Source organism: Streptomyces sp. NBC_01003, assembly GCF_045162695.1.
Classification (GTDB): domain Bacteria; phylum Actinomycetota; class Actinomycetes; order Streptomycetales; family Streptomycetaceae; genus Streptomyces.
Window position 1 is genome coordinate 3,456,540 of record NZ_CP108707.1, and the last position, 18,315, is coordinate 3,474,854.

The 18,315-nt window shown below is 66.3% G+C and carries 18 protein-coding genes; 4 read left to right on the forward strand and 14 right to left on the reverse strand.

What is annotated here, in order from left to right; translation table 11 throughout:
* Positions 1-5: 5 nt before the first annotated feature.
* The 10 genes from OG698_RS15755 to OG698_RS15800 all read right to left on the reverse strand — a co-directional run bounded on the left by OG698_RS15755 (position 6) and on the right by OG698_RS15800 (position 10,593).
* Complete coding sequence (locus OG698_RS15755) at positions 6-968, reverse strand: serine/threonine protein kinase (RefSeq protein WP_406103594.1); 963 nt, start codon at positions 966-968, stop codon at positions 6-8.
* A gap of 47 nt (positions 969-1,015) precedes the next feature.
* Complete coding sequence (locus tag OG698_RS15760) at positions 1,016-2,509, reverse strand: PQQ-binding-like beta-propeller repeat protein (RefSeq protein ID WP_406103595.1); 1,494 nt, start codon at positions 2,507-2,509, stop codon at positions 1,016-1,018.
* A gap of 111 nt (positions 2,510-2,620) precedes the next feature.
* Positions 2,621-2,920 (reverse strand): WXG100 family type VII secretion target, encoded by a 300-nt coding sequence (locus OG698_RS15765; RefSeq protein WP_406103596.1) that lies wholly within the window; start codon positions 2,918-2,920, stop codon positions 2,621-2,623.
* A gap of 56 nt (positions 2,921-2,976) precedes the next feature.
* Entirely contained in the window at positions 2,977-3,315 is a 339-nt protein-coding gene (locus OG698_RS15770) for a WXG100 family type VII secretion target (RefSeq protein ID WP_406103597.1), read from the reverse strand.
* 105 nt (positions 3,316-3,420) lie between these two features.
* A complete protein-coding gene (locus OG698_RS15775; protein ID WP_406103598.1) occupies positions 3,421-4,695 on the reverse strand; it encodes a S8 family serine peptidase in 1,275 nt (424 codons plus the stop codon).
* Between the two features lie 17 nt (positions 4,696-4,712).
* Positions 4,713-6,455 carry a hypothetical protein gene (locus tag OG698_RS15780; RefSeq protein WP_406103599.1) on the reverse strand — a complete coding sequence of 581 codons (1,743 nt, stop codon included), beginning with the start codon at positions 6,453-6,455 and terminating at the stop codon, positions 4,713-4,715.
* Complete coding sequence (locus tag OG698_RS15785; protein ID WP_406103600.1) at positions 6,455-6,925, reverse strand: hypothetical protein; 471 nt, start codon at positions 6,923-6,925, stop codon at positions 6,455-6,457. Before OG698_RS15785 ends, OG698_RS15780 begins: the two co-directional genes overlap by 1 nt.
* A 345-nt stretch (positions 6,926-7,270) precedes the next feature.
* Positions 7,271-7,798: a hypothetical protein gene (locus tag OG698_RS15790; protein ID WP_406103601.1), complete on the reverse strand. Its 528-nt coding sequence runs from the start codon at positions 7,796-7,798 to the stop codon at positions 7,271-7,273.
* Between the two features lie 14 nt (positions 7,799-7,812).
* Positions 7,813-10,098, reverse strand: coding sequence for a hypothetical protein (locus OG698_RS15795; RefSeq protein ID WP_406103602.1), 2,286 nt, complete (start codon positions 10,096-10,098; stop codon positions 7,813-7,815).
* 12 nt (positions 10,099-10,110) lie between these two features.
* Positions 10,111-10,593, reverse strand: coding sequence for a hypothetical protein (locus OG698_RS15800; protein WP_406103603.1), 483 nt, complete (start codon positions 10,591-10,593; stop codon positions 10,111-10,113).
* Between the two features lie 408 nt (positions 10,594-11,001).
* On the opposite strand from OG698_RS15800, the gene OG698_RS15805 reads away from it, so the two are divergent.
* From OG698_RS15805 to OG698_RS15815, 3 genes are all read left to right on the forward strand, one after another.
* The gene (locus tag OG698_RS15805) at positions 11,002-11,505 is read left to right on the forward strand and encodes a hypothetical protein (protein WP_406103604.1); all 504 of its coding nucleotides are present in this window, start codon (positions 11,002-11,004) and stop codon (positions 11,503-11,505) included.
* A complete protein-coding gene (locus tag OG698_RS15810) occupies positions 11,505-13,766 on the forward strand; it encodes a hypothetical protein (RefSeq protein ID WP_406103605.1) in 2,262 nt (753 codons plus the stop codon). The genes OG698_RS15805 and OG698_RS15810 overlap by 1 nt, the downstream gene beginning before the upstream one ends.
* A 98-nt stretch (positions 13,767-13,864) precedes the next feature.
* Complete coding sequence (locus OG698_RS15815) at positions 13,865-14,371, forward strand: hypothetical protein (RefSeq protein WP_406103606.1); 507 nt, start codon at positions 13,865-13,867, stop codon at positions 14,369-14,371.
* 272 nt (positions 14,372-14,643) lie between these two features.
* Here OG698_RS15815 and OG698_RS15820 read toward each other — a convergent pair whose 3' ends face one another.
* Positions 14,644-14,997: a DUF4333 domain-containing protein gene (locus OG698_RS15820; protein WP_406103607.1), complete on the reverse strand. Its 354-nt coding sequence runs from the start codon at positions 14,995-14,997 to the stop codon at positions 14,644-14,646.
* 279 nt (positions 14,998-15,276) lie between these two features.
* Between OG698_RS15820 and OG698_RS15825 the strand changes: the two genes are divergently transcribed.
* Positions 15,277-15,972 carry a hypothetical protein gene (locus OG698_RS15825; protein WP_406103608.1) on the forward strand — a complete coding sequence of 232 codons (696 nt, stop codon included), beginning with the start codon at positions 15,277-15,279 and terminating at the stop codon, positions 15,970-15,972.
* Between the two features lie 72 nt (positions 15,973-16,044).
* On the opposite strand, the gene OG698_RS15830 is transcribed toward OG698_RS15825, so the two are convergent.
* The 3 genes from OG698_RS15830 to OG698_RS15840 all read right to left on the reverse strand — a co-directional run bounded on the left by OG698_RS15830 (position 16,045) and on the right by OG698_RS15840 (position 18,281).
* Positions 16,045-16,569, reverse strand: a complete 525-nt coding sequence (locus OG698_RS15830) for a hypothetical protein (protein WP_406103609.1) — start codon at positions 16,567-16,569, stop codon at positions 16,045-16,047.
* Positions 16,570-16,604: 35 nt separating this feature from the next.
* Positions 16,605-17,903, reverse strand: coding sequence for a putative T7SS-secreted protein (locus tag OG698_RS15835; RefSeq protein WP_406103610.1), 1,299 nt, complete (start codon positions 17,901-17,903; stop codon positions 16,605-16,607).
* Between the two features lie 72 nt (positions 17,904-17,975).
* The gene (locus OG698_RS15840) at positions 17,976-18,281 is read right to left on the reverse strand and encodes a hypothetical protein (protein ID WP_406103611.1); all 306 of its coding nucleotides are present in this window, start codon (positions 18,279-18,281) and stop codon (positions 17,976-17,978) included.
* Positions 18,282-18,315 lie beyond the last annotated feature (34 nt).

Below are 18,315 nucleotides of genomic sequence, written 5' to 3' on the forward strand. Positions count from 1 at the left end.
GTGCGTCAGTCCTGGCGGTGGGCGGAAACGGGGAGGGGCGGCGCCCACGACGGGCGCTCCGGCGGCACGATCTCGGCGGCGAGGACGGCCGCCGACTGGTGCACGATCGCCGCGATGACGCGGGCGGGGAGCCAGCCGGGGGCGAACAGGGCGGTGGCGCGGCTCGCGGCCTGGAATCCGGACAGGCCCGCGGCGCTGTCGGGAGCGAACTCGTTTAGCAGTTCAGCGAGTTGGGGGCGCGCTCCCGGGTCTCTGGAGAGGCACCGCCCAACGAGGGCGCGTAGAGACGACGGGAGTTCGTCCCGCTCGGGCGCGGTGTGCCCGGTGGCCGCGTAGGCGAGGGTCGCGCCCAACGCGTAGACATCGCCCAGCGGTCGCGGTCGGCCGCCGGACGCCTGCTCGGGCGGGAGGCTGCCGGGATCGAGCCCGGGCAGCCCGGAGCGCGAGGTCCCGTCCGGTGCGGCGGCGCGCACCGCGCCGAAGCAGGTGAGGCGGGGCCCGTCGGCCGCGAGCAGTACGGCGGCCGGGGAGACACCGGCGTGCGTGAGGTTCTGCCCGTGCGCGACGACGAGCGTCTCGGCGAGGGCCGCGCCGAGGGCGCGGACGGTGTGCTCGGGGAGGGGACCGCCGTGGACGGCGAGGGCGGTGGGGAGCGGGAGAGCGGGCAGATAGGGGCGTGCGTGCCAGGGGGAATCGCCGGGTGCGGCGAGTTCGGTGGCCGGGGAGGCCCAGGGCCCGAGGAGATACCGGGAGGCGTCGGCCTCGGTCATGTAGCGCTGGGGGTCGGCACCTGGGAGCGGCCCGCTCACGAGGACGGTGCGGTCGCCGTCGGGGGTGCGGGCGATGTAGCGCCGCTCCGGGACGACGTCGCCGCGCGACGCCGAGCCGTCGAGGCGGGTGATGACCGTGTAGGGGCCGATACGCCGGGGGGCTCTTGGGGCGGCGGCTTCGGCGTCTGGGGTGGGCATTTGTGGGGGCCTCTGAGGGATGGCATGCGGAGGGATCGCTGACGACGCTACTTCGGGACGTGGCGTGCCGCGACGCTCTCGATGCCTACTGCTCCCCAGATCCGGGCCGGTTTGCCCTTCTGCCCCTCTCCCTGCACCTGAGTGGAGGCGAAGAAAATACGCCCCCCTTCGAAAACGATGCCATCCGTCTTCGGGTCCATGAAATGCGCTTCGGACGGCACGTTGAAGTAGTAGTAAGGCGTCTCTGTACCCGTCGCCGGGTTGAGGCTCACCACGGATGACGGAGCGAAGTTGTCGGTACCTTCCTTGAATGCGAGGAGTCGATCGCCGCTCATGCGGATGGGATAGATCATCTGATCCGCGCCGGAATCAAATTTCTTCACCGTCTTCCCCGTCGCGAGGTCGAACGAGACGATCCAGTTGGACGTGTGGTTGATTCCCTCGGTCTGTTCGCCACCGGTGACGAATGCCTGACTGCGTCCGATCACTACGGGAGCGCAATGATCCAGCGCGCTGCTTTGCATGTCATCAACTGCGCAGTCAAGGTCGTAGCGACCATCCTCAAGTCGGATCGTCGCCCGGTATTTCCCCTTGCCGTCCAGCGAGATCATCTCGGTGAGACCTGCCTCACCGGCCGAGACGGCAATTACCGGAGGCTCGGCTGAAACGAGGTAGGCGAGCTCAATGCCCTTGGGGACCTTGTACGTCCACATGGCCTCACCAGTTCGAGGGTCACGCCTCTGCACCCGAATTTCGCTGATCAGGGGTTTGGAGGGATCAGGCATGCAGTGGAGTTCGATGACCAGCGCCCGGCCACCCGCGAACCCGTCTTCCCGGCACTCGGACGTCCGCTTGCGTTCCCAGAGCTGCTCACCACCGGACATGTCGTACGCTGCCGAACCGCCACTCCACGCTGTGGCGACGACGCCACGCGTCAGGGTCACGTTCGGCAAGTCCTCGCCGAAGCTGGACTTCGACGTGGGAATGGTCACTTGCCAGAGCTTCTTCCCGTTGTCCAGATCGAAGAACGCCAACTGATTGCAGAGACTCTTGCCATTGCCGCTCCGGAAGAGCACAGCGGTACGCCCGTCCGCCGTCACATGCTGCGTCGTGCCACAGATCGCACCCGACAGGTTGTAATGCCAGGCTTCATCGTCCGTACCGATCGTGATCCCCTCAAGGGTGGAATTCATCCCCTTGACGAGAACCGTGTCGGTCGCCCATGTGCCCGGCATGTTCAGCGTTTTACCCGGCTCCAATTCGTCGACCAGCGAGACCGCAAGGTGCCCCGAGCGATCCTTGGGACGTTTCTCGACCGTTTCCCGAACCTCGTCCGGGGCCTGCTTCCGCGCGGAATGGCCCCCGGCCGCGTCGCCCTTGCCCCCACCTGGCAGTCCTGCCCACATCAACCAGCCACCGGCACACGCGACAACAACCAGAACGGCGATGACTGAGACCCACAGCCTCGTACGCCGCTGCCTGCGTTCGACCGCCGCGCGCTGCGACTGGGTAAAGGGTGACGGCGGTGGTCCGTATGTCATCTCTGATCGTCCAATTCAAGGTGCGGCAGCGCCGAAACGCTCCTGTGCCGACACAGCATCGGGGTGGGCGCCTCCCGCGCGCGCCCACCCCGCATGCTGTGCCCGTTCGCTTTACAGGAAGAAGCTGGCGGCCTTCTTGTCACCGCCCATGTAGTCACCACCGGCCTGGTGCACCACTTGGCCGATGCCGTGGAGGGCCGTGTGGATGTCGCGAGCTTCCTTGTCCCACTTCTGCTGCTCGTGGCCGTACGTGTCCTGGGCTTCGCCCTCCCAGTAGGCGACCGTGCCGGCGACCAACTGCTTGATCTCCGCCAAGTCGGACTCGAGCTGCTTGGCCATGTTTCCGATTTCGGTGGCCGCCGTGTCAAGAGCGCCGTACTTGACGATCATCTCGTCGTGGTTCATGCCCATGATCTACTTCATCTCCCCTGTGATTCAGACTTACTACTGACGCGTGGCCGGTTCGCTCAGTAGCCGCTGAGCGTGGACTTCGGGGCGCCGTCGTACACGTTGATCTTGTTGACCGCCTGGCGGACCTGGTCCTCGGAGTCGTCCTTGATCTTCCGCGTACCGCTCATCGCGTCGAGGAACTTCACGAGGATGCCGCCGATGGTCTTCATCGACTCGTTGATCTCGTACTGCTTCGTGTTGAACGCGTTGGCGCCGATGCCCTTCCAGTTGCCTTCCAGGCTGTCGATCGTCCCCTGAAGGCGGTGCACCGTCGACTTGATGTTGTCGAACTTCTCCGCGATCTTGCGCTCGAGCGCAACCATCTCGGAATCTGAGAGCCGCTGACCCTGTGCCATGTTCGGCCTTCCTCTCCTGAATTGCTGATGGAACTTTCCGGATTCCCGTCTGGCCGGGGAAGGATCTGGTCCCCTGCTCGACGGGCGTTGAACGATGAAGCAGGCTCAGCCGGAGCGGCGAGCTCGCAGCACCGCGAACGCCCCGCCCCCGATCACCACCACCGCGGCAGCGGCGCCGAGGACAATCCACAACTGGTCATTGCCGTCTGAGGACTTCGCACTAGATCCTGCCGCCGAGGTCTCGCCACCTGAAGTGGATTTCGGGGGCTGTGACGAGGCTGGTACGGAAGCTGAGGGGGTGTTGCCGGAGGTGGAACCGGCGGTGGTCTTCTCGTTGGTGAGGGGGTTGATGTCGCCCGCACCCGGGCTTCCCTCGCCATGGAGCAGGTTGCGCGCCGGACGGATCAGCCCGTAACCGAGGTACTTGCTGGGCTTGCTCTTCGGCCAGTCACGCCCTGCCGTGTCGATCAGGACCCGCGTGACCTGATTCGCCGTCCATGTGGGGTGCTTGGACCAGATGAGAGCGGCCGCGCCTGCAGTGATGGCGGACGCCATACTGGTGCCCGTCCCCGTGCAGTACGACTGGAAGTCGCTGTTGCACCACTCCGGGATATCCAGGCCGGGAGCCGCCAACTGCACATAGTTGCCGCTCTCCGAGAACTTGCCGACCTGACCGGTCTTGTCCACAGCCGATACGCCGACCACCCCTGGGTACTTCGCGGGATAGCCGATGTAGTTCTGCTTCTCGGCTTCGTTGCCGACCGAAGCGAAAAGGAGCTTGCCCTTGCTCTGGGCGTACTTGACGGCTTCAAGTCCTCCGTCACTCGGGAAGTCTGATCCGAACGACATGTTGATGATCTGGGCATCACTGTCGGCGGCAGCCCGAATGGCCTTGGCCGTGGTGTCACCCTTTTCCTTCGCCGACTCGTCCTTCATCGTCGACAGCCGGGTGCGAATCGGGATGATCTTGGCGTCGGGCGCGACGCCCTTAATTCCGCCCCTCGCCCCGCTACCCGCGATGAGCTCGGCGATCGTCGTGCCGTGACCGTCGAAGTCGTCCGTCGCGCCGCCTGCGCTACCGGTGACGTCGACTCCCTTGAGTACCTTGCCGCTCAAGGATTTCGTCGCGGAGTTGACCCCTGAGTCGACGACGGCGACCGTGATGCCCTTGCCCGTGCTGACCTTCCACAGGTCCCTGGCCCCCATCGCGTCCAAGTACCACTGCTTCGACTGCACGTCGGCGGCGACCGCGCTCGGGGCCAGTCCGGCCGAGACAGCCGCGAGAGCGCCGAGTGCCGCAGTTACGGTGGCGACTCGTCTCCCGGCACGCCCCGCGATCCGCGCGGTGCTTCCGCCGCGTCGGCTGATCCCAGACTGCATACTTCGTACGTCCTCGCTCATACTTGGTCGTTCACCTGGGGCACGTCACGCCGCGGCTTGTCGGGCAATTGCGTCTGTTCGTCCTCGATCAGATAGCCAGGCCGTTGTGCGCCTTCGCCCTCTTCCTGGTCGGAACTCCCGCGGCCCTCGGGACCTCGTACGAGGCCGGAGCCGCCGGCGGTGAAGCCGTTCCTGCCCGCGCGGGAAGCGGAGTTGCGTCCTGCGGGAGCAGCGGTCACGCCGTCGGAATTACCGAGGGAACCGCGCGCGGGCGTCTGATTCCTGGTGGCGCTGTTTGCCGCACTCGGCGCCCCCATGACTCCCCGCTGACTGATCCCGCCGTTCGAGGTCCGTGAACCGGCCGCTCCCTCGCCGCCGATGACCGTGCCCCTCGGCACCTTGGGACCCGACTTCGCGGTCGCGCCGGTCGAGGTGGGCCTTCCCCCTATGACGCCGCCGTTGCTCCGGCCCGCGCCCCTCGGCCCCAGGCCTTGGCGGCCGGCCGACGTGCCGCCCTGCTTGGGCGTGCCTCCGGTGACTCCGGAGGTCGGACGGCCACCCGGCATGCCGCCCTTGACCCCCGGCTGGCCGGTCGCGTTCGGGCGCCCCATCGGGTTCGTGCCGCCCTGCCCCAGCCCTCGAGCCGTCGCCGGTCCTGTGGTTCCGGGTCGTCCCTGTGCGGTCGCCGGATTCCTCGGCACGCCCGTCGTACCGAGCGCCCGTCCCACAGGACCCTTGCCCAGGGGATTCGGAACACCCTGGGTGTAAGAAGGGAGCGGGAGTCCTTGCGGACCGATTGTCGGCGTCACGGTCGGGTTGGCGGTGCTTGTCACAGGGGGCGTCGACGTGTGCTGAGGAAGCGTGTCGACGCTGTCGATCTCCGTGCCGACAGGGACGACCGGCCGGTCTATGGCGATCACGGGATCGTCCGTCTTCGGAGGCACATTGCCGATGTCGGGGCGAACGTGCTCTACGACCGAGTGCTCACGCCCCGCGGTCTCCACTTCCGACCTGTGCAGAGCGGCGGTCGGTTGGGGGCGGTGCTCGCCCGAAGAGCGCTCCACGTGCTCCACCGCCGGCATACCCACGTTGGGCATGGCCTCGAACGTCGGCGGCGTCAGCCCGTGCAGTTGCTGTCCGGACACCGAGTAGAACGACGCCAACCGGTTCATCTGGTTGATCGCCTCTTGACGGTGGCCCTCGGTCTTGACGGCTGCGGCGTAGTCCTTGTTGCCGTCGACCCGCGCGACGACGGGAATGTCGTCGACCGTCTTCGGGTCCAGCCGGGTGTCCCGGGGCGGCATCGCGCTGCGCACGGACGCGAGGCCGGTCGCGGCCGCGGTGATCTGGACTCCTGCCTGGTCCGCGTAGGTGGCAAGCGCCTCGGTGTGCGTGACGAGCTTCAGACCCCACGACTGGAAGGCCCTGCCGGCCTCACCCTGCCAGTCGTCCTCGGCCGGCTTCAGATGCCCTCTGAGCTCGGCCGCGGCCGCGTTGATGGCATCACTAGCCTTCCACAGCGCCTCACCGGCATTCTCGAGGTCGGCCGGCTTCGCGTCCGCGATGAGGTCGATCATGGCGTTGAGCTTGTGACCTTCGAAGTTCGTGGGCTTACCGAACTGGAAGAACCGCACACGGCTGAATCCGAAGGCGTCGTGCATCAGTTCCGACATCTGCGACGTCACGTCGGTGGCTCCGACCTGAGCGTCCACCTTCTGCTGGTCGGTCAGGGGCGGCGGCTTCTTCTCATCCCCAGCCATTACTTGAACCCCTTCGTGGACTTCTTCGCGTCGCTGTGCTCCTGCGCGGGCCGGCCGGACTTCTTCTGCTCCGCCGCGTCGTGCTCGCGGTCGATCCTGACCTGGATCGCCCAGTAACGGCGCCGCTGATCCTCTTCGAGGTTGTCGTAGCCGATCTCTGCGCCGTGTGCGGCGATGCCGATGGCTTCGATCTGCAGACTCAGCATCTTGGAGAGGTGGGTGATCTGCTGGTGCACGTGGTCGTACTGGGCGTGCAGGCCGTCGGCCTCATTGAACTCACCCACGCCGCTCAGGGCGTTCCGGGGGATCTGGTGCCCGCCCACCTTGGCCGCGCTGCCGGCGGACCCCTCGAACTCCGCCAGGAGCTTGTCCACGCGCTGCTTGAACGACTTGAGGACCCCCGCGCCGACCTTCAGGTCCGCAGCGGCCGCAGCCGAGACCCCACCCATCGCCATGTCCGCAGGAAGCATGACGTGCCCCCTTCCCCGTTCCCCGTCGGTCCTTCAGCCCGCGCCCGGAGCGCGGTGGCGCGAGCGTCCCTCATCGCGCCTTTACCACTGTAGTCACCCTGTACAACCGAACCAACTGACCTATGTGTTAAGTCAGTTACGAAGCGCTCTTCCCGTATCGCGCTTTCGGGTGCAATCTTCTCATCTCGCCGACGCGCGCTCGACGCCCGGCCGGAGGTCGTGACGCTCGCGCGCAGGCACTGCCCCGCACGGAGGCCCGACGCACCCTCCGACAGGCGAACATTCCTCCATAAAATCTTCACCGTCGTGACAGCGGGGAAGGCGGGGGAAGCGGCGTTCAACAATTCAGCCTGATTTCGCTTCGCAAGGCGAAGACTTCTTCAACGCCGCCGTGTATTCCGTGATCAAGTCCTTCAGCACCGATTCGTCCTTGTGTCCCGGTTCGAAGACCCTGATGACCGTGGAGATGTCCTCCCTCACCACCTCCTGGGCGGTGCACCGGGTGATGGATACGGCGGCCGAGTCCGTGTACGCGATCGTGCGGGCCGCCGCGGACTTGGGGGCGTGGGCGGAGAGTTGGTCCACGGCGATGTCGCGCGCCGCCGCGCCCGGTTCGCGTCGCTCGCGTTCGACGGACAGCACGACCTTCTTGTCCACCGCGACCTCGCAGGTCGTGATGGCGTCCGGGACGGGGTCGTCCCGTTTGACCGACACCTGCTTACCGGGCGGCAGCAACGGCGTAAGCGTTGCCGCCTTGATGTGAATGCCGCACAGCGAGGACGGCACGGCGTACTCCCGCTCGGCCGAGTCGCCGCATCCCGCTGCTGCCGCCACCATCACGGCGGTGAGGGCGGCCAGAGGCAGGAGCCGCACGCCGCGGGCCGTAATCAGTGATGGCTTTCCGAATTCCACTGGGCTCCGTCCGAATGGCTGATGCCGGCTGCGGTCCGTGCGGCACGCTGCAGGTCATCTGCCGTCCGCATGTCGATTTTCGGGTTGTGGCGCACGGCGTTGTCGACGGCGTCCTGGGCCGAGCGGATCGCCTCCGAGCGGCCGTGCGAGTACTCGCCGCCGGCCTTGTGCTCCGCGTCCGTCGTCGTGTCCTGCTCGATGCTCTTCATGACGCTCTCCTGGATGTCCTCCGACGCCCATCCGATGGGCGCGCCCAGGATCGGAACGTGCTCGGCCGCCTTGTCGACGCCCATGCCCAGGATGCGGCTCACCCACTTCGCCTTGTCGGCCGCGGCCTCGTTGAAATCCGCGTCGGACGCCGCGTGGTACTGGTAAATGGCGTCCGCGCGCGAGTCGCTCATGATGCCCGCGATGGCGGCCCCCGGAGCCACCGCGTCGCGCACGCGGCCGTCCATCGACGTCGTCGACGTGGTGGGGTCGTTGACCACGCCGTTCACCACGTCCGCCGTGTACGCCTGCTGCGCCGCGGTGATGGCCGAGTACGCATGCGGGTCCTGGCCCACTTCGCTGAGGAACTTCTGGGCGTGCCCGGGGTCGAGGCCCGCGGCCGCGCCGAACGTCGGGAACATGTCGCTGCCGGCGTTCTCCTCGTACATGGCCTGCTGGAAGTCGCCCATGTACTCGGAAGTGATGTCGCCGAGGCTGTCCTTCATGGCGTACAGCGGGCCGCTCTCGCCCGAGTCGCCGTTGTGCTTGAGCAGTTCGGGGTCGCTGCCGAACTTGTCGACGATGTCGTGCACGAGGCCGGCGCGCTCCGGTGTGTGCCGCACCGCGTCGCCCATGTCGTCGCTGTCGTACGGCCGTCCCGTCGTGGCGGATTCCAGGGCGTGGCCGAGCGCTTCGGGGCCGACGTTGCGCGCGGCCCGCAGCGCGTCCTCGTTGCCGTAGAGGTACGCGTCGTTGGAGTCGGCGTTCCACAGGAAGTCCTTGTCGGTGAAGACGTCCAGGTAGGACTTGAAGCCCAGCTTTCCGTCCTGCTTCACCGTCCCGTCCTCGTTGTACGCGGTGGGAGGGTCGGTGAAGAACTTCTCCGAGGCCTCCGGACTGTGGCCGAGGGCTTCGAGGACGCTGTTCAGCGGGTCCTCGCCGGAGCCGAGCTTTCCCGACGGATTGAATCCGTAGCCGTCGCCCTGCCCGTGGCCGACGTGGGTGAGGAGTTTGTCCGGGTCTTCCTTGTGGAGTTGTGTGAGGTGTTCGGCGATGGGGTTGATGAAGGACGGGTCGTAGTTTCCGTACCGCATCAGGCCGCCGAGCACCTGATAGCCGTACGGCTTCGTCATCTGGTGCGGCATCCAGGAGATCTGCTGCGTGCCCAGCCTGCGGAATTCGTCGCCCCAGCTGGCGGGGAGATGGTTCTTCGTGTCCGGGTCCGTGGCGTTGGCCAGGGCCGGGCCCATCACCTGCTGGAAGTCCTTGACGGCGTCGAGACGGACCTTGCCCGCGTCCTTCTCCGTGCCGTCCGTGGTGATGTCCGCGTAGAACTCGAGCGCCTTCTCGGGACCGCCCAGGCCCTTGTAGAACCCGGTGGCGAACTGGCCGTCCTTCTCGCCGCCGTTGAACTTCATGATGCGGTTGAATTCGCGGAGTTCGACGTCACTCATGTTGTGGCCCTTTTTGGCGAGTTCGAGCGCGCGCTCGACCTGGGCGTCGTTGAGTGATCCGTATTCCTTGTGACCGGCGTTGTTCGGATCGTTTCCATGGCTGCGGGTGAGGGCCAGCTTGACCGACTGGTCGATGTCGTTGGCGCGGCCGACGTTGGCCGTGATCTGGTCGGCGTAGTGCTGGAGTTCCTTTTCCGGGACGCCCTTGGGGGGTTCGCCGGGTCCGACGTATTCGATGACGGAGACGCTGGTGTCGCCGTTGTCGAATACGCGGTATCCCTTGCCGGTGGCCTCGGAGACGAGCGTCTTCGTGCTGCGCTGGAGCTGCGTCAGCTCCTGGTGGGCGTCGTCGAGCACCTGGAAGATGCTGTTGGCCTCACCGTGCAGGTCCTCGAATTCCTTGGTGGTCTTGCCGATCAGTACGCGCACGGCGTCGGCGTTCTGGCCGGCCCATCGGGCCCCGTCCGATTTCGCCTGCATTCCCGTCCTGGCGTTCTCCGCCAGGGTCTTGAGGTGATCGACGGCCGCTTTCCAGTCGGCGACGGATGCGCCGAGCTTCGCGAGGTCGACCTCGGTCAGATCCGTGTACTTGAGCGTCATGGCCTGCCCCTCCTACTTGAGCAGGTCGTTCAGCCGGGACACGGGCACGGCCGAGCCGTCCCGCTGGTGGAGGTCGACCGCGATGGTCGCGTCGTCCTGGGCGTGCAGCTTCTTGCTGTAGTCCAGGTGGTTGGAGATGTGCGCGCACGCCTGAAGGACCGTTTGGACCTGGGTCGTCCAGACACTGACGGTCGTCTCGAGGGCCGACCCCATCTCGAAGTTGCCGACCTTGAGGGCCGTCGCCGCCTGCATCGTGGATCCCGCGCCGTGCTTGTCGGCTCCGGCTCCCGCGATGTCGGCCTGCGTGTGCAGGTGGTCGTGGAGGATGAAGGCCTCATGCCCCACGGCGCCGAGATCGTCCTGGTTGACCACCAGGTCGGCGCCGCCCGTTGAGCCACCGCCGCCGGGTTCCGGGGCCAGCTGATTGAGCTGCATCTTCTCGCTCTGGCGGGCGGCAGCGTCGGACTTCAGCTGCTCCCATTCGTCCCAAGCCATCCCCTGACCTCTTCCCCCGTAACCCGGCGCCCGCCGGCTCGGATGGAAAAGGCTCCGTTCCAACGGATCAATGTGCGGGTCGAGCTTCCTACAGAAGAGTTGCACGGGCGGAGATGACGACGGGTAAAAATCTCCACAACTCTCGGGGACATGTATGTCGTCGAAATCGCGATCACGGAATTGCCGAAGATCCGGACGGGAGCGAACTGAAGCGGATGGGGACCGAACTCGCATGGTCCTCCATTACGGACACACGGCTACAACTCGCTTCGTCCACAAGACCTTCACTTGCGCAGCATCTCGAGCATCGGTCCGAACGGCCACTCTTCGCATCCGAGTTGCTAACTTGACCGGAAGTCTGCCGTCCAGCGGCAGTATCCGGCGCGCACGCGGGGGAGGAGCTCACTCATGGCGTGGGACGAGTGGGAGCAGCTGAAGACCGAGGCGGCGGGACGTCAGTCGACGCAGATGCAGCTGAACCGCGTGCCGGACGACGAGGGCGGCGGGCCGCCGCCGTCCCAGTACGGCGACCTCGCGGTCGGACACGGAGACCTCGAGAAGGTCGGCTCGGACGCCCACAAGCTGTACAGCCAGATGTGGGACAAGGCCCGGGTGGCCGTCCCCAGCAGCGACTCGGCGGCATCGGACCTCACGAAGCAGGGTTTCTCGCTGGGCGGGGGCCTGCAGGAGGTGTCGAACCGCTGGGAGGAGCAGCTCCGGTCGCTCATGGACGCCACCGCGCAGATCGCCAACCACATGCACCGCACGAAGAAGCTGCACGGCGCCGACGAGGACTTCATTCAGCGTCAGATGAGCAGCATCGACATGCTCGACGCCGGCTTCGACGAGCGCGTCGGTGACCCCGGCAAGAAGAACCCGGTGTACGGCGAGCCGAAGAAGAAGGACGACTGATGCATTTCGAGGCGCTCCTCCACGCCAACTTCAAGCTCCTCGACGATGCCGTCGAGGACTGGTCGACGATGGTCAAGAATCTCGATGCGCTCGCGAAGGAAGCCCGTACGGGCATGAAGGCGTCCGCGGGCAAGGCCGTCTGGGCCGGCGCGAATGCCACGGTCTCCAAGGAATTCATCGGCAAGACGGTCGGTGAATTCGACGACGCGCACACCCAGGCGAAGTCGATCTACGACATTCTCCGGGACACCGCGGGTGAACTCAGGACGTACCACGGCAATCTCACGACGGCGATACAGAACGCGGGCACGAAGGACATCAGCGTCACGGCGTCGGGCGACGGCGGCTTCACCGTTCGCGCCAAGGACGACGCCAAGGACCCCAAGCCGACGGACGGCGACGTCACCGGGGTCCGCAACGAGATCCAGAAGATCGTCGACGGGGCGAGCGAGAGCGACAACACGGCCACCACGGTCCTGAAGCTGCTGGTCAACCAGACGTCCATGGGCTTCTCCGACGCGAACTACTCGGACCGCGACTCCGCGGCCGCAGCCGTCAAGGAAGCCGACGAGCTGGCGAAGCTCGCGCAGAAGGACCCGAAGGACCTGTCGGTCGAGGAGTTCGACCGGCTCAACGCCGGGTTCAAGAAGTACGCCGACGACCAGCTGTTCTCCGAGGAGTTCGCCACGAAGGTCGGCCCGCAGAAGATCCTTGAGTTCTGGACAGGGATCAACGACCCGGCCCGCGGCAACTACGAGCTGGGGCACGAGCGGCTCGACCAGTTCGACGACCTCCAGCGCAACCTCGGCCTGTCGCTGGCCCACGCGACGCAGAGCGACTCGACCGCGATGTACGAGTGGAAGTCCAAGATGATCGACTTGGGCGACAAGCCGCTCTACGGGGATCGTGGCGGACCGATGGGCTTCCAGGTCATGAGCAACCTCATGCGGACCGGCGACTACGACGACCGGTTCATGGAGGACTACGGCACCAAGCTCATGGCCACCGAGCGCAAGCTCACCGGCGACGGCGAGCACCGCAACCTGGCGTGGCAGCACATGGGTATGGACCCCTGGCTCAACCGGATCGGCGAGGACAGCGGTTCCGACCCGCTCACGGGCTACCTGAAGGGCCTGTCCAACAGCCCTGACGCGGCCACCTCGTTCTTCAACGAGGAGTACACGCCGAAGGACGGCGAGAAGGCGGCGGCCAGCAACTTCAAGTACCTCTTCGAGGACCGGGAGTGGCCGCAGGAGTCCGACATGCACGGCGACGACCTCAACACCGGGCGCAACAACCTCGCCCTGGCGCTGGAGGCCGGGACGACCGGGCATCCGGCCGGCGAGCTGCCGACGGCGGACACTCCGGCGCACACCGCCGATCAGGCCGGGCTGATGCGGGACCTCGTCAACTCCATCTCCGAGGACCCGAACCGCCTCAAGGACCACGACTACATGTCGGACAGCATCGGCCAGATCGGGTCCGAGTACCTGCCCGACATCCACCGGGCGATGGCCGACGGCCCCACGGTCGGCGACGGCGACAAGTCCGGATGGAACCTGCTGTACCCGAACGACGGCGCGGACGCGAAGCTCGATCACAGCGCCGTGTCCCGCTTCCTGGTCACCGCGAGCCAGAACCCGGAGGGGTACAGCGCGCTGAGCGTCGGCGAGAAGGCGTACACCGCCAACCTGATGGACTACCACCTGAACCCCGACCTCCCCGAGGACCAGCGCTACCCGCACGACGCGAAGGACACGATCACCAGCCTGTCGCGCAAGTCCGGGGAGTTCAGCGGTCTGCTCGCCCAGGGCCGGCAGGAAGCGGTGCTCGGCCCGGCGAACGAGAAGGACGGCGACTTCGACTACGCCGTCAGCCAGAAGAAGAACGTCATCTCGGGCATCGTCGGGACGGGTGTCGGCATCGGTACGAGCTTCATCGCCTCCCCCGTGGTCGGCGCGGCCGCGGGCGGCGCCGCAGGCACTGTGACATCGGTGGTGATGGAGGCGTTCTTCAAGGACGACTCGGGCCAGTACCGCTCGGAAGCCGGTCATGACATCGCGACGCGGTGGGAGACGATCAAGGACACCACCACGAACGTCAACTACGCGGCGGCCACCGAGGCCGCCAAGGCGCACCACGCGGGCTACTCGGACCAGATCGACACCTGGGTCAGCGAAGGCACCGCGACGGGCTTCAACGACGCCAACACCGACATCCACGCGATGGCCAAGGACCTAGACACCGAGATTCCGGACTGATGCTGCGCGACCTGAGGCTGCGCGACTCACCGGCACGATCACCGAAGGCGATGGAAGACGTCATGCAAGGACTCCCGCGGGGCAGAGCACGTTCGGTCTTGGCGGCGGCGATCGGTGCGGGGTTGCTCGTCGCCTCGGTGTCCGCCTGTTCGTCATCCGCACCCGAGCGGGAGTACGCAACGCCGAAGGAGCTGTGCGGCACCAAGGTGTCCGCCGGTTCCCTGGAGCCGCTGCTGCCGCCGGGGAAGAAGATCTCGGTCAAGCCCACGTCAGCGGTCGGCGTGAAGCGCTGTCGCCTTGAGGTCGACGGGGAGGTCGTGTTCTCCAGCAGTGTGGAGAAGCTGGGCGCCGACACCTCGGCCCGTGACGTCGCGACGTCCGCGCTGGGGGTCAACCCGAACGACACCAGCGCGGACAACGGGCGGTTCATCTACTCGAAGACCGGGGCCGTCGGCCGGGTGGAGTGCCCGAAGTCCACCGGTGCGGGCAGCTCGTTCTGGGTGACGGCACGCGTCTCGGACGACGCGGATCCGGCGGACATGCACCGGTTCGTCAAGGAGTACGCGACGGCGGCGGCCGGTTCGGGGGCCTGCGCCGAGGCGTGAGTGCTCTCAGCAGGACCCTTTGTGGCTCGTCGCCGCGAGCTCGTACCGGGCTTGCGGGGGCAACTTCCCATCTCTCCGCCTGTGAAGGGGACGCGGCAGACGGGGCGGCTCAGGTGTGACCGGACCTCGACGATTCGGCAACTCGGTGCGGGAGGGCGTCCAGCTAAGAACCCGGGCAGACGCGGGGGCGATCGGCCGCGCCAGGCCCTCCCGAGCACCTGGCAGCGGCTCTCCTATTTCGCCTCGCGAGAGGCGCGGTGGAGTCGAAAGGGTCAGCTGGCAGCCGGGGAAGGCGTCTCGTCGACCTTGATGCCGAAGTTGACGTTGTCGCCGTCGACCGAGGAAACCTTGACCGTCACACCCAGCTTGCTGCCGTCGCTCGCCGTGAGCGTGCAGCGGCCGGTGTTGCCGACCTTTCCGACGAGGTCCTCGGGGCAGGTGACGTCCGGCTTCGGCTGACCCGTGGTGGCGGCGAGCTTTTCGGCGACCGTATCGGCCAGCTTGCCCTTGGACACCTTCGGGTCGGACTTCCCCACGCTCACCGACCCCGAGCAGCCGACGAGCAGCGCGCCCGCGGCTACGGCCGACAGGGCCCACGTTGCGGCGGAGAGGCGGGACTTGATCATGGGGAGGTCCGTTCCGGTGGTCGGAGAAGCAGGTTGCAGAAAGCCGGCAGGGCTACCCGCCCCTCCGGCGCGCCCAGCATAGGGCGCACCGGAGACGCCTACTTGGCGCATTTCTCCGAACTCCGGGCAAATCAGAGCACCTCGCGGACTCTTCACCTCACCAGCAAAGGATCTCCACTCGCGCAATCTCAGGTGGTGGTCGCGCGGCCGACCTCGGTTCACAGGAACACACGGCGTCCGGAATAATCTCCGCCCATGGAACAGCTGGTTGGGATCCTGGTGAAGATCCTCGTATACGGGGTCATTTTGGGACTGGTCGCGCTCGCCATCAGGGCAATCAGGCGCAGTAACCGAGAGGGGGACCGGATCCAGGAAGACTGGGAGGCCCTCGAAGGGGTTGCTGCTACGCGTGGCTGGACCTATGAGCGGCGCGCGCGCGGACGGGCCACCGAGTATTGCGGCGTGGGTCCGATGCCGGGCAAGGGTTCCAACCTGAGTGCGTGGCACTACATCACCGGGGAGTTCCGCGGCCGCTCCTTCAAATGCTTCGAGTACCGGTACGTGAATCCGTTGTCGGGCGACACCCAGGCCGGCAACAGGCAGTACACGCACGAGTCCGTATTCCTCATCTCGGCGCCCGGCATGGGGACGCCGTACATGCATGTGGGGCGTCCGAGCAAGATCGACGGGATGATGGGCCGTGGGCCGAGGATGCTGCTCGGTGTGCCGGAATTCGACAAGAAGTTCCGCGTCGATACGCGTGACGAAGCCTTCGTCCGCAGCGTCCTGACCGACGACATGAGGGCCTTCCTCCTCTCGGATCAGCGTGCCGAGACGCACCCCCTTCGCCTGCGCGACGACGAACTGTTCACGTGGTACACCGGCTACCTGAATGAGCAGGAGATCGAGAACCGGTTGAACTACCTGTGCGACGTCATGGAACGGATCCCCGCGCAGGTGTGGACAGCCGCCTGAGGAAATGCACAGTGCCCCTTGCCCCGGATCTGGAAATCACCGGGTCAAGGGGCACTTTGCGTGTGTCGACGGCTAGCTGGCCCCGCCGGCGGAGTCATCGGCCTGCTGCACGGTGCGCAGGAATTTCTTGTAGTCCTCGATGACTTCGCCGAGCTGGTTCCGCGTCGCGGTGAGGACGATTTCGATCACCGCGCGCTGAGCCGGGTTCCGTACGTCCTCCATGCCGAGGTACACCTGGCTCTGGCACAGCTCGATGGGCTCCCCTCGCAGCGTGGTGGAGAGAACGAGGTTCTGCACGATTCCCGGAGAATCCGTGAGCCCGGGAAGGTCCGGCGTCCCGATCTCGGTCTTCTTGAGGACGCGCACGGGCCCGCCCCGCTCAAGCCGAGGTACCGACTCGTCGGCGATCTGCGAGACGGTGGCGCCATCGTTGCGCATCTCGCCGGAGATGGTGATGTTCGCTGTGAATCCGCCGTCGATGGAGGCCGCGTGGAGCGCGACGAATGCGACGTTCGGCGCTCCGACCTCGTCCGGCGGTGCCGCCTGCCAGCCGTCCGGCAGCGAAAAGGAAATCTTGACCGGCAACGTGGCCGCCATGGTGGATCCAATCCTTCAGTGAACTTCAGCTCGGGCTACAACCAGCTGCCGACTGTGCTGTCCCAGGCATCGCCCACGGCGTCGGCACCATCGCCGAGAGCGCCGGTCAGTTTGCCGGTATCAACGGTGACATTGAATCCGACCTTGCCGCCAAGACCCAAACCCACTCCAGCGTCACCACCGATGGTGAACTTGCCGTCCTTCATGCCGACGTCGGCATGCGCTTCGGCACCCACGCCGGCCCAGGCCTCGCCCGTCGCACCAACGCCGACACCGGCGACGTCGGCGGATGCGGACCCTGTCGCCTTGGCTCCGGCGAACGCCTCCGCGCCGGCGTGCACTCCGTCCTTGCCGACGGAGGCTTCCACCGACGCATCGGCACCCACGAAGGCCTTCGCCTCACCCTGGACTGTGGCGAGGCCGTACTCCACGCTGCCATTCGCGGACGCCTGGGCGAGATACGCGGATCCCGAAGCACCGGCCTTGAACCGTCCGTCGGTGATACTCATACCGGCCGAACCGTCTACACCCAGCGCCTGGACACCTGCCGCGTACTTGTACTTGGCGTCGCCCAATTTCCCGTCGCCGTCGACGCCGTCCGACCATGCGCTGGCCTTGCCCGACCATTCGGCGATTTTGATACTCACCTCGGCCTTCTTGGGGGGCGTGGTCGCATCGTCGGCGCCAGCGGCCGCATCAGGCTTGTCCCGGAAGTACCACTTGCCGTCCTCGCCCTTGCCCCACTCCTTCTCCCTGTGGCGCGGGTTCTCCGTGGTGCCGAACCACCGCTCGTTCTCCCTGGCCCAGGCCTTGGGCGCGATGGCGGCCTTACCGACACCGTGGTCCTCGAGCCACTTCTTGGCGTCGACACCACTGCGGATCGCAGTAAGCCAGTCAGGGCTGTCCTTGGAGTCACCCGCGAGCTCGTGGAGCTTTTTGGTGAGCTTCTCGGCCTCTTCCTTGAGCTGCTTTTGCGCACCCTTCAGGAGGGTTTCGGCGCCCTCGTGGTCGCCGGCCTTCCACTTGTCGATCGCGGTTCCGGCCTGCCCCTGCGCCCAGGTCAGCATGGAGGAGTACGAGTGGACGGCCTTGGCAGCCCCCGACATCGCGTCGCTCGCGAAGTACCAGTTGGTCTTTTCCTTGCCCAAGGTGGGCCAGAAGGCCTCGCTGGCCTGACCGACCCAGCCCTTGATGCGCAGGTCGCGCAGGCCGTCGCCGATCTTCTCGAACTTGTCGGACCAGCTGTTGAAAGCGGTCTCGATGTCGCCGAGCTTGCCGGCCTCACCCGGAATGAGATCCTTCGGGTCGTCAGTCGACCCGAGCGTCGCTGCCATTGAGTGCAGAATCCCTGTTCTGTTCTTGTTCTTGAGTTTGGGTCAGTTCAGGTCAGTGCTGGATCAACACCGTCAGGCAAGGGCGGTCTTGATGGACTTCACAGCATCGCGGATGGCCTCATCCGTGTCCTCGTAGTTGCCGTTGGCCGCTTCCAGTCCGCTGGCCAGAGTCGCCGCACAGTCGGCCAGGAACGCGCCCCCCGACTCCCACGTCGCGCAGAACGTCACCAGGGACGCGGCCACATCATCGTTCCCCATCTTGGTGGACAGGTCCGCTGCGTCCCCAAGGTCCACCTTCTTGACCGGTTTGAGGATTTCCACCATGTCCTTCGCGCCCTGCTTCAAGACGCCTGGGCCGACTCCGAGATCCGCAACCACGGCGACTCCCCCCTTCTCAACTCCACCTGAACGA

Coding starts and splice junctions, on each gene's coding strand:
- OG698_RS15755 (WP_406103594.1), bottom strand. CDS start 968: ATGCCCACCCCAGACGCCGAAGCCGCCGCCCCAAGAGCCCCCCGGCGT.
- OG698_RS15760 (WP_406103595.1), bottom strand. CDS start 2,509: ATGACATACGGACCACCGCCGTCACCCTTTACCCAGTCGCAGCGCGCG.
- OG698_RS15765 (WP_406103596.1), bottom strand. CDS start 2,920: ATGGGCATGAACCACGACGAGATGATCGTCAAGTACGGCGCTCTTGAC.
- OG698_RS15770 (WP_406103597.1), bottom strand. CDS start 3,315: ATGGCACAGGGTCAGCGGCTCTCAGATTCCGAGATGGTTGCGCTCGAG.
- OG698_RS15775 (WP_406103598.1), bottom strand. CDS start 4,695: ATGCAGTCTGGGATCAGCCGACGCGGCGGAAGCACCGCGCGGATCGCG.
- OG698_RS15780 (WP_406103599.1), bottom strand. CDS start 6,455: ATGGCTGGGGATGAGAAGAAGCCGCCGCCCCTGACCGACCAGCAGAAG.
- OG698_RS15785 (WP_406103600.1), bottom strand. CDS start 6,925: ATGCTTCCTGCGGACATGGCGATGGGTGGGGTCTCGGCTGCGGCCGCT.
- OG698_RS15795 (WP_406103602.1), bottom strand. CDS start 10,098: ATGACGCTCAAGTACACGGATCTGACCGAGGTCGACCTCGCGAAGCTC.
- OG698_RS15800 (WP_406103603.1), bottom strand. CDS start 10,593: ATGGCTTGGGACGAATGGGAGCAGCTGAAGTCCGACGCTGCCGCCCGC.
- OG698_RS15805 (WP_406103604.1), top strand. CDS start 11,002: ATGGCGTGGGACGAGTGGGAGCAGCTGAAGACCGAGGCGGCGGGACGT.
- OG698_RS15810 (WP_406103605.1), top strand. CDS start 11,505: ATGCATTTCGAGGCGCTCCTCCACGCCAACTTCAAGCTCCTCGACGAT.
- OG698_RS15820 (WP_406103607.1), bottom strand. CDS start 14,997: ATGATCAAGTCCCGCCTCTCCGCCGCAACGTGGGCCCTGTCGGCCGTA.
- OG698_RS15830 (WP_406103609.1), bottom strand. CDS start 16,569: ATGGCGGCCACGTTGCCGGTCAAGATTTCCTTTTCGCTGCCGGACGGC.
- OG698_RS15835 (WP_406103610.1), bottom strand. CDS start 17,903: ATGGCAGCGACGCTCGGGTCGACTGACGACCCGAAGGATCTCATTCCG.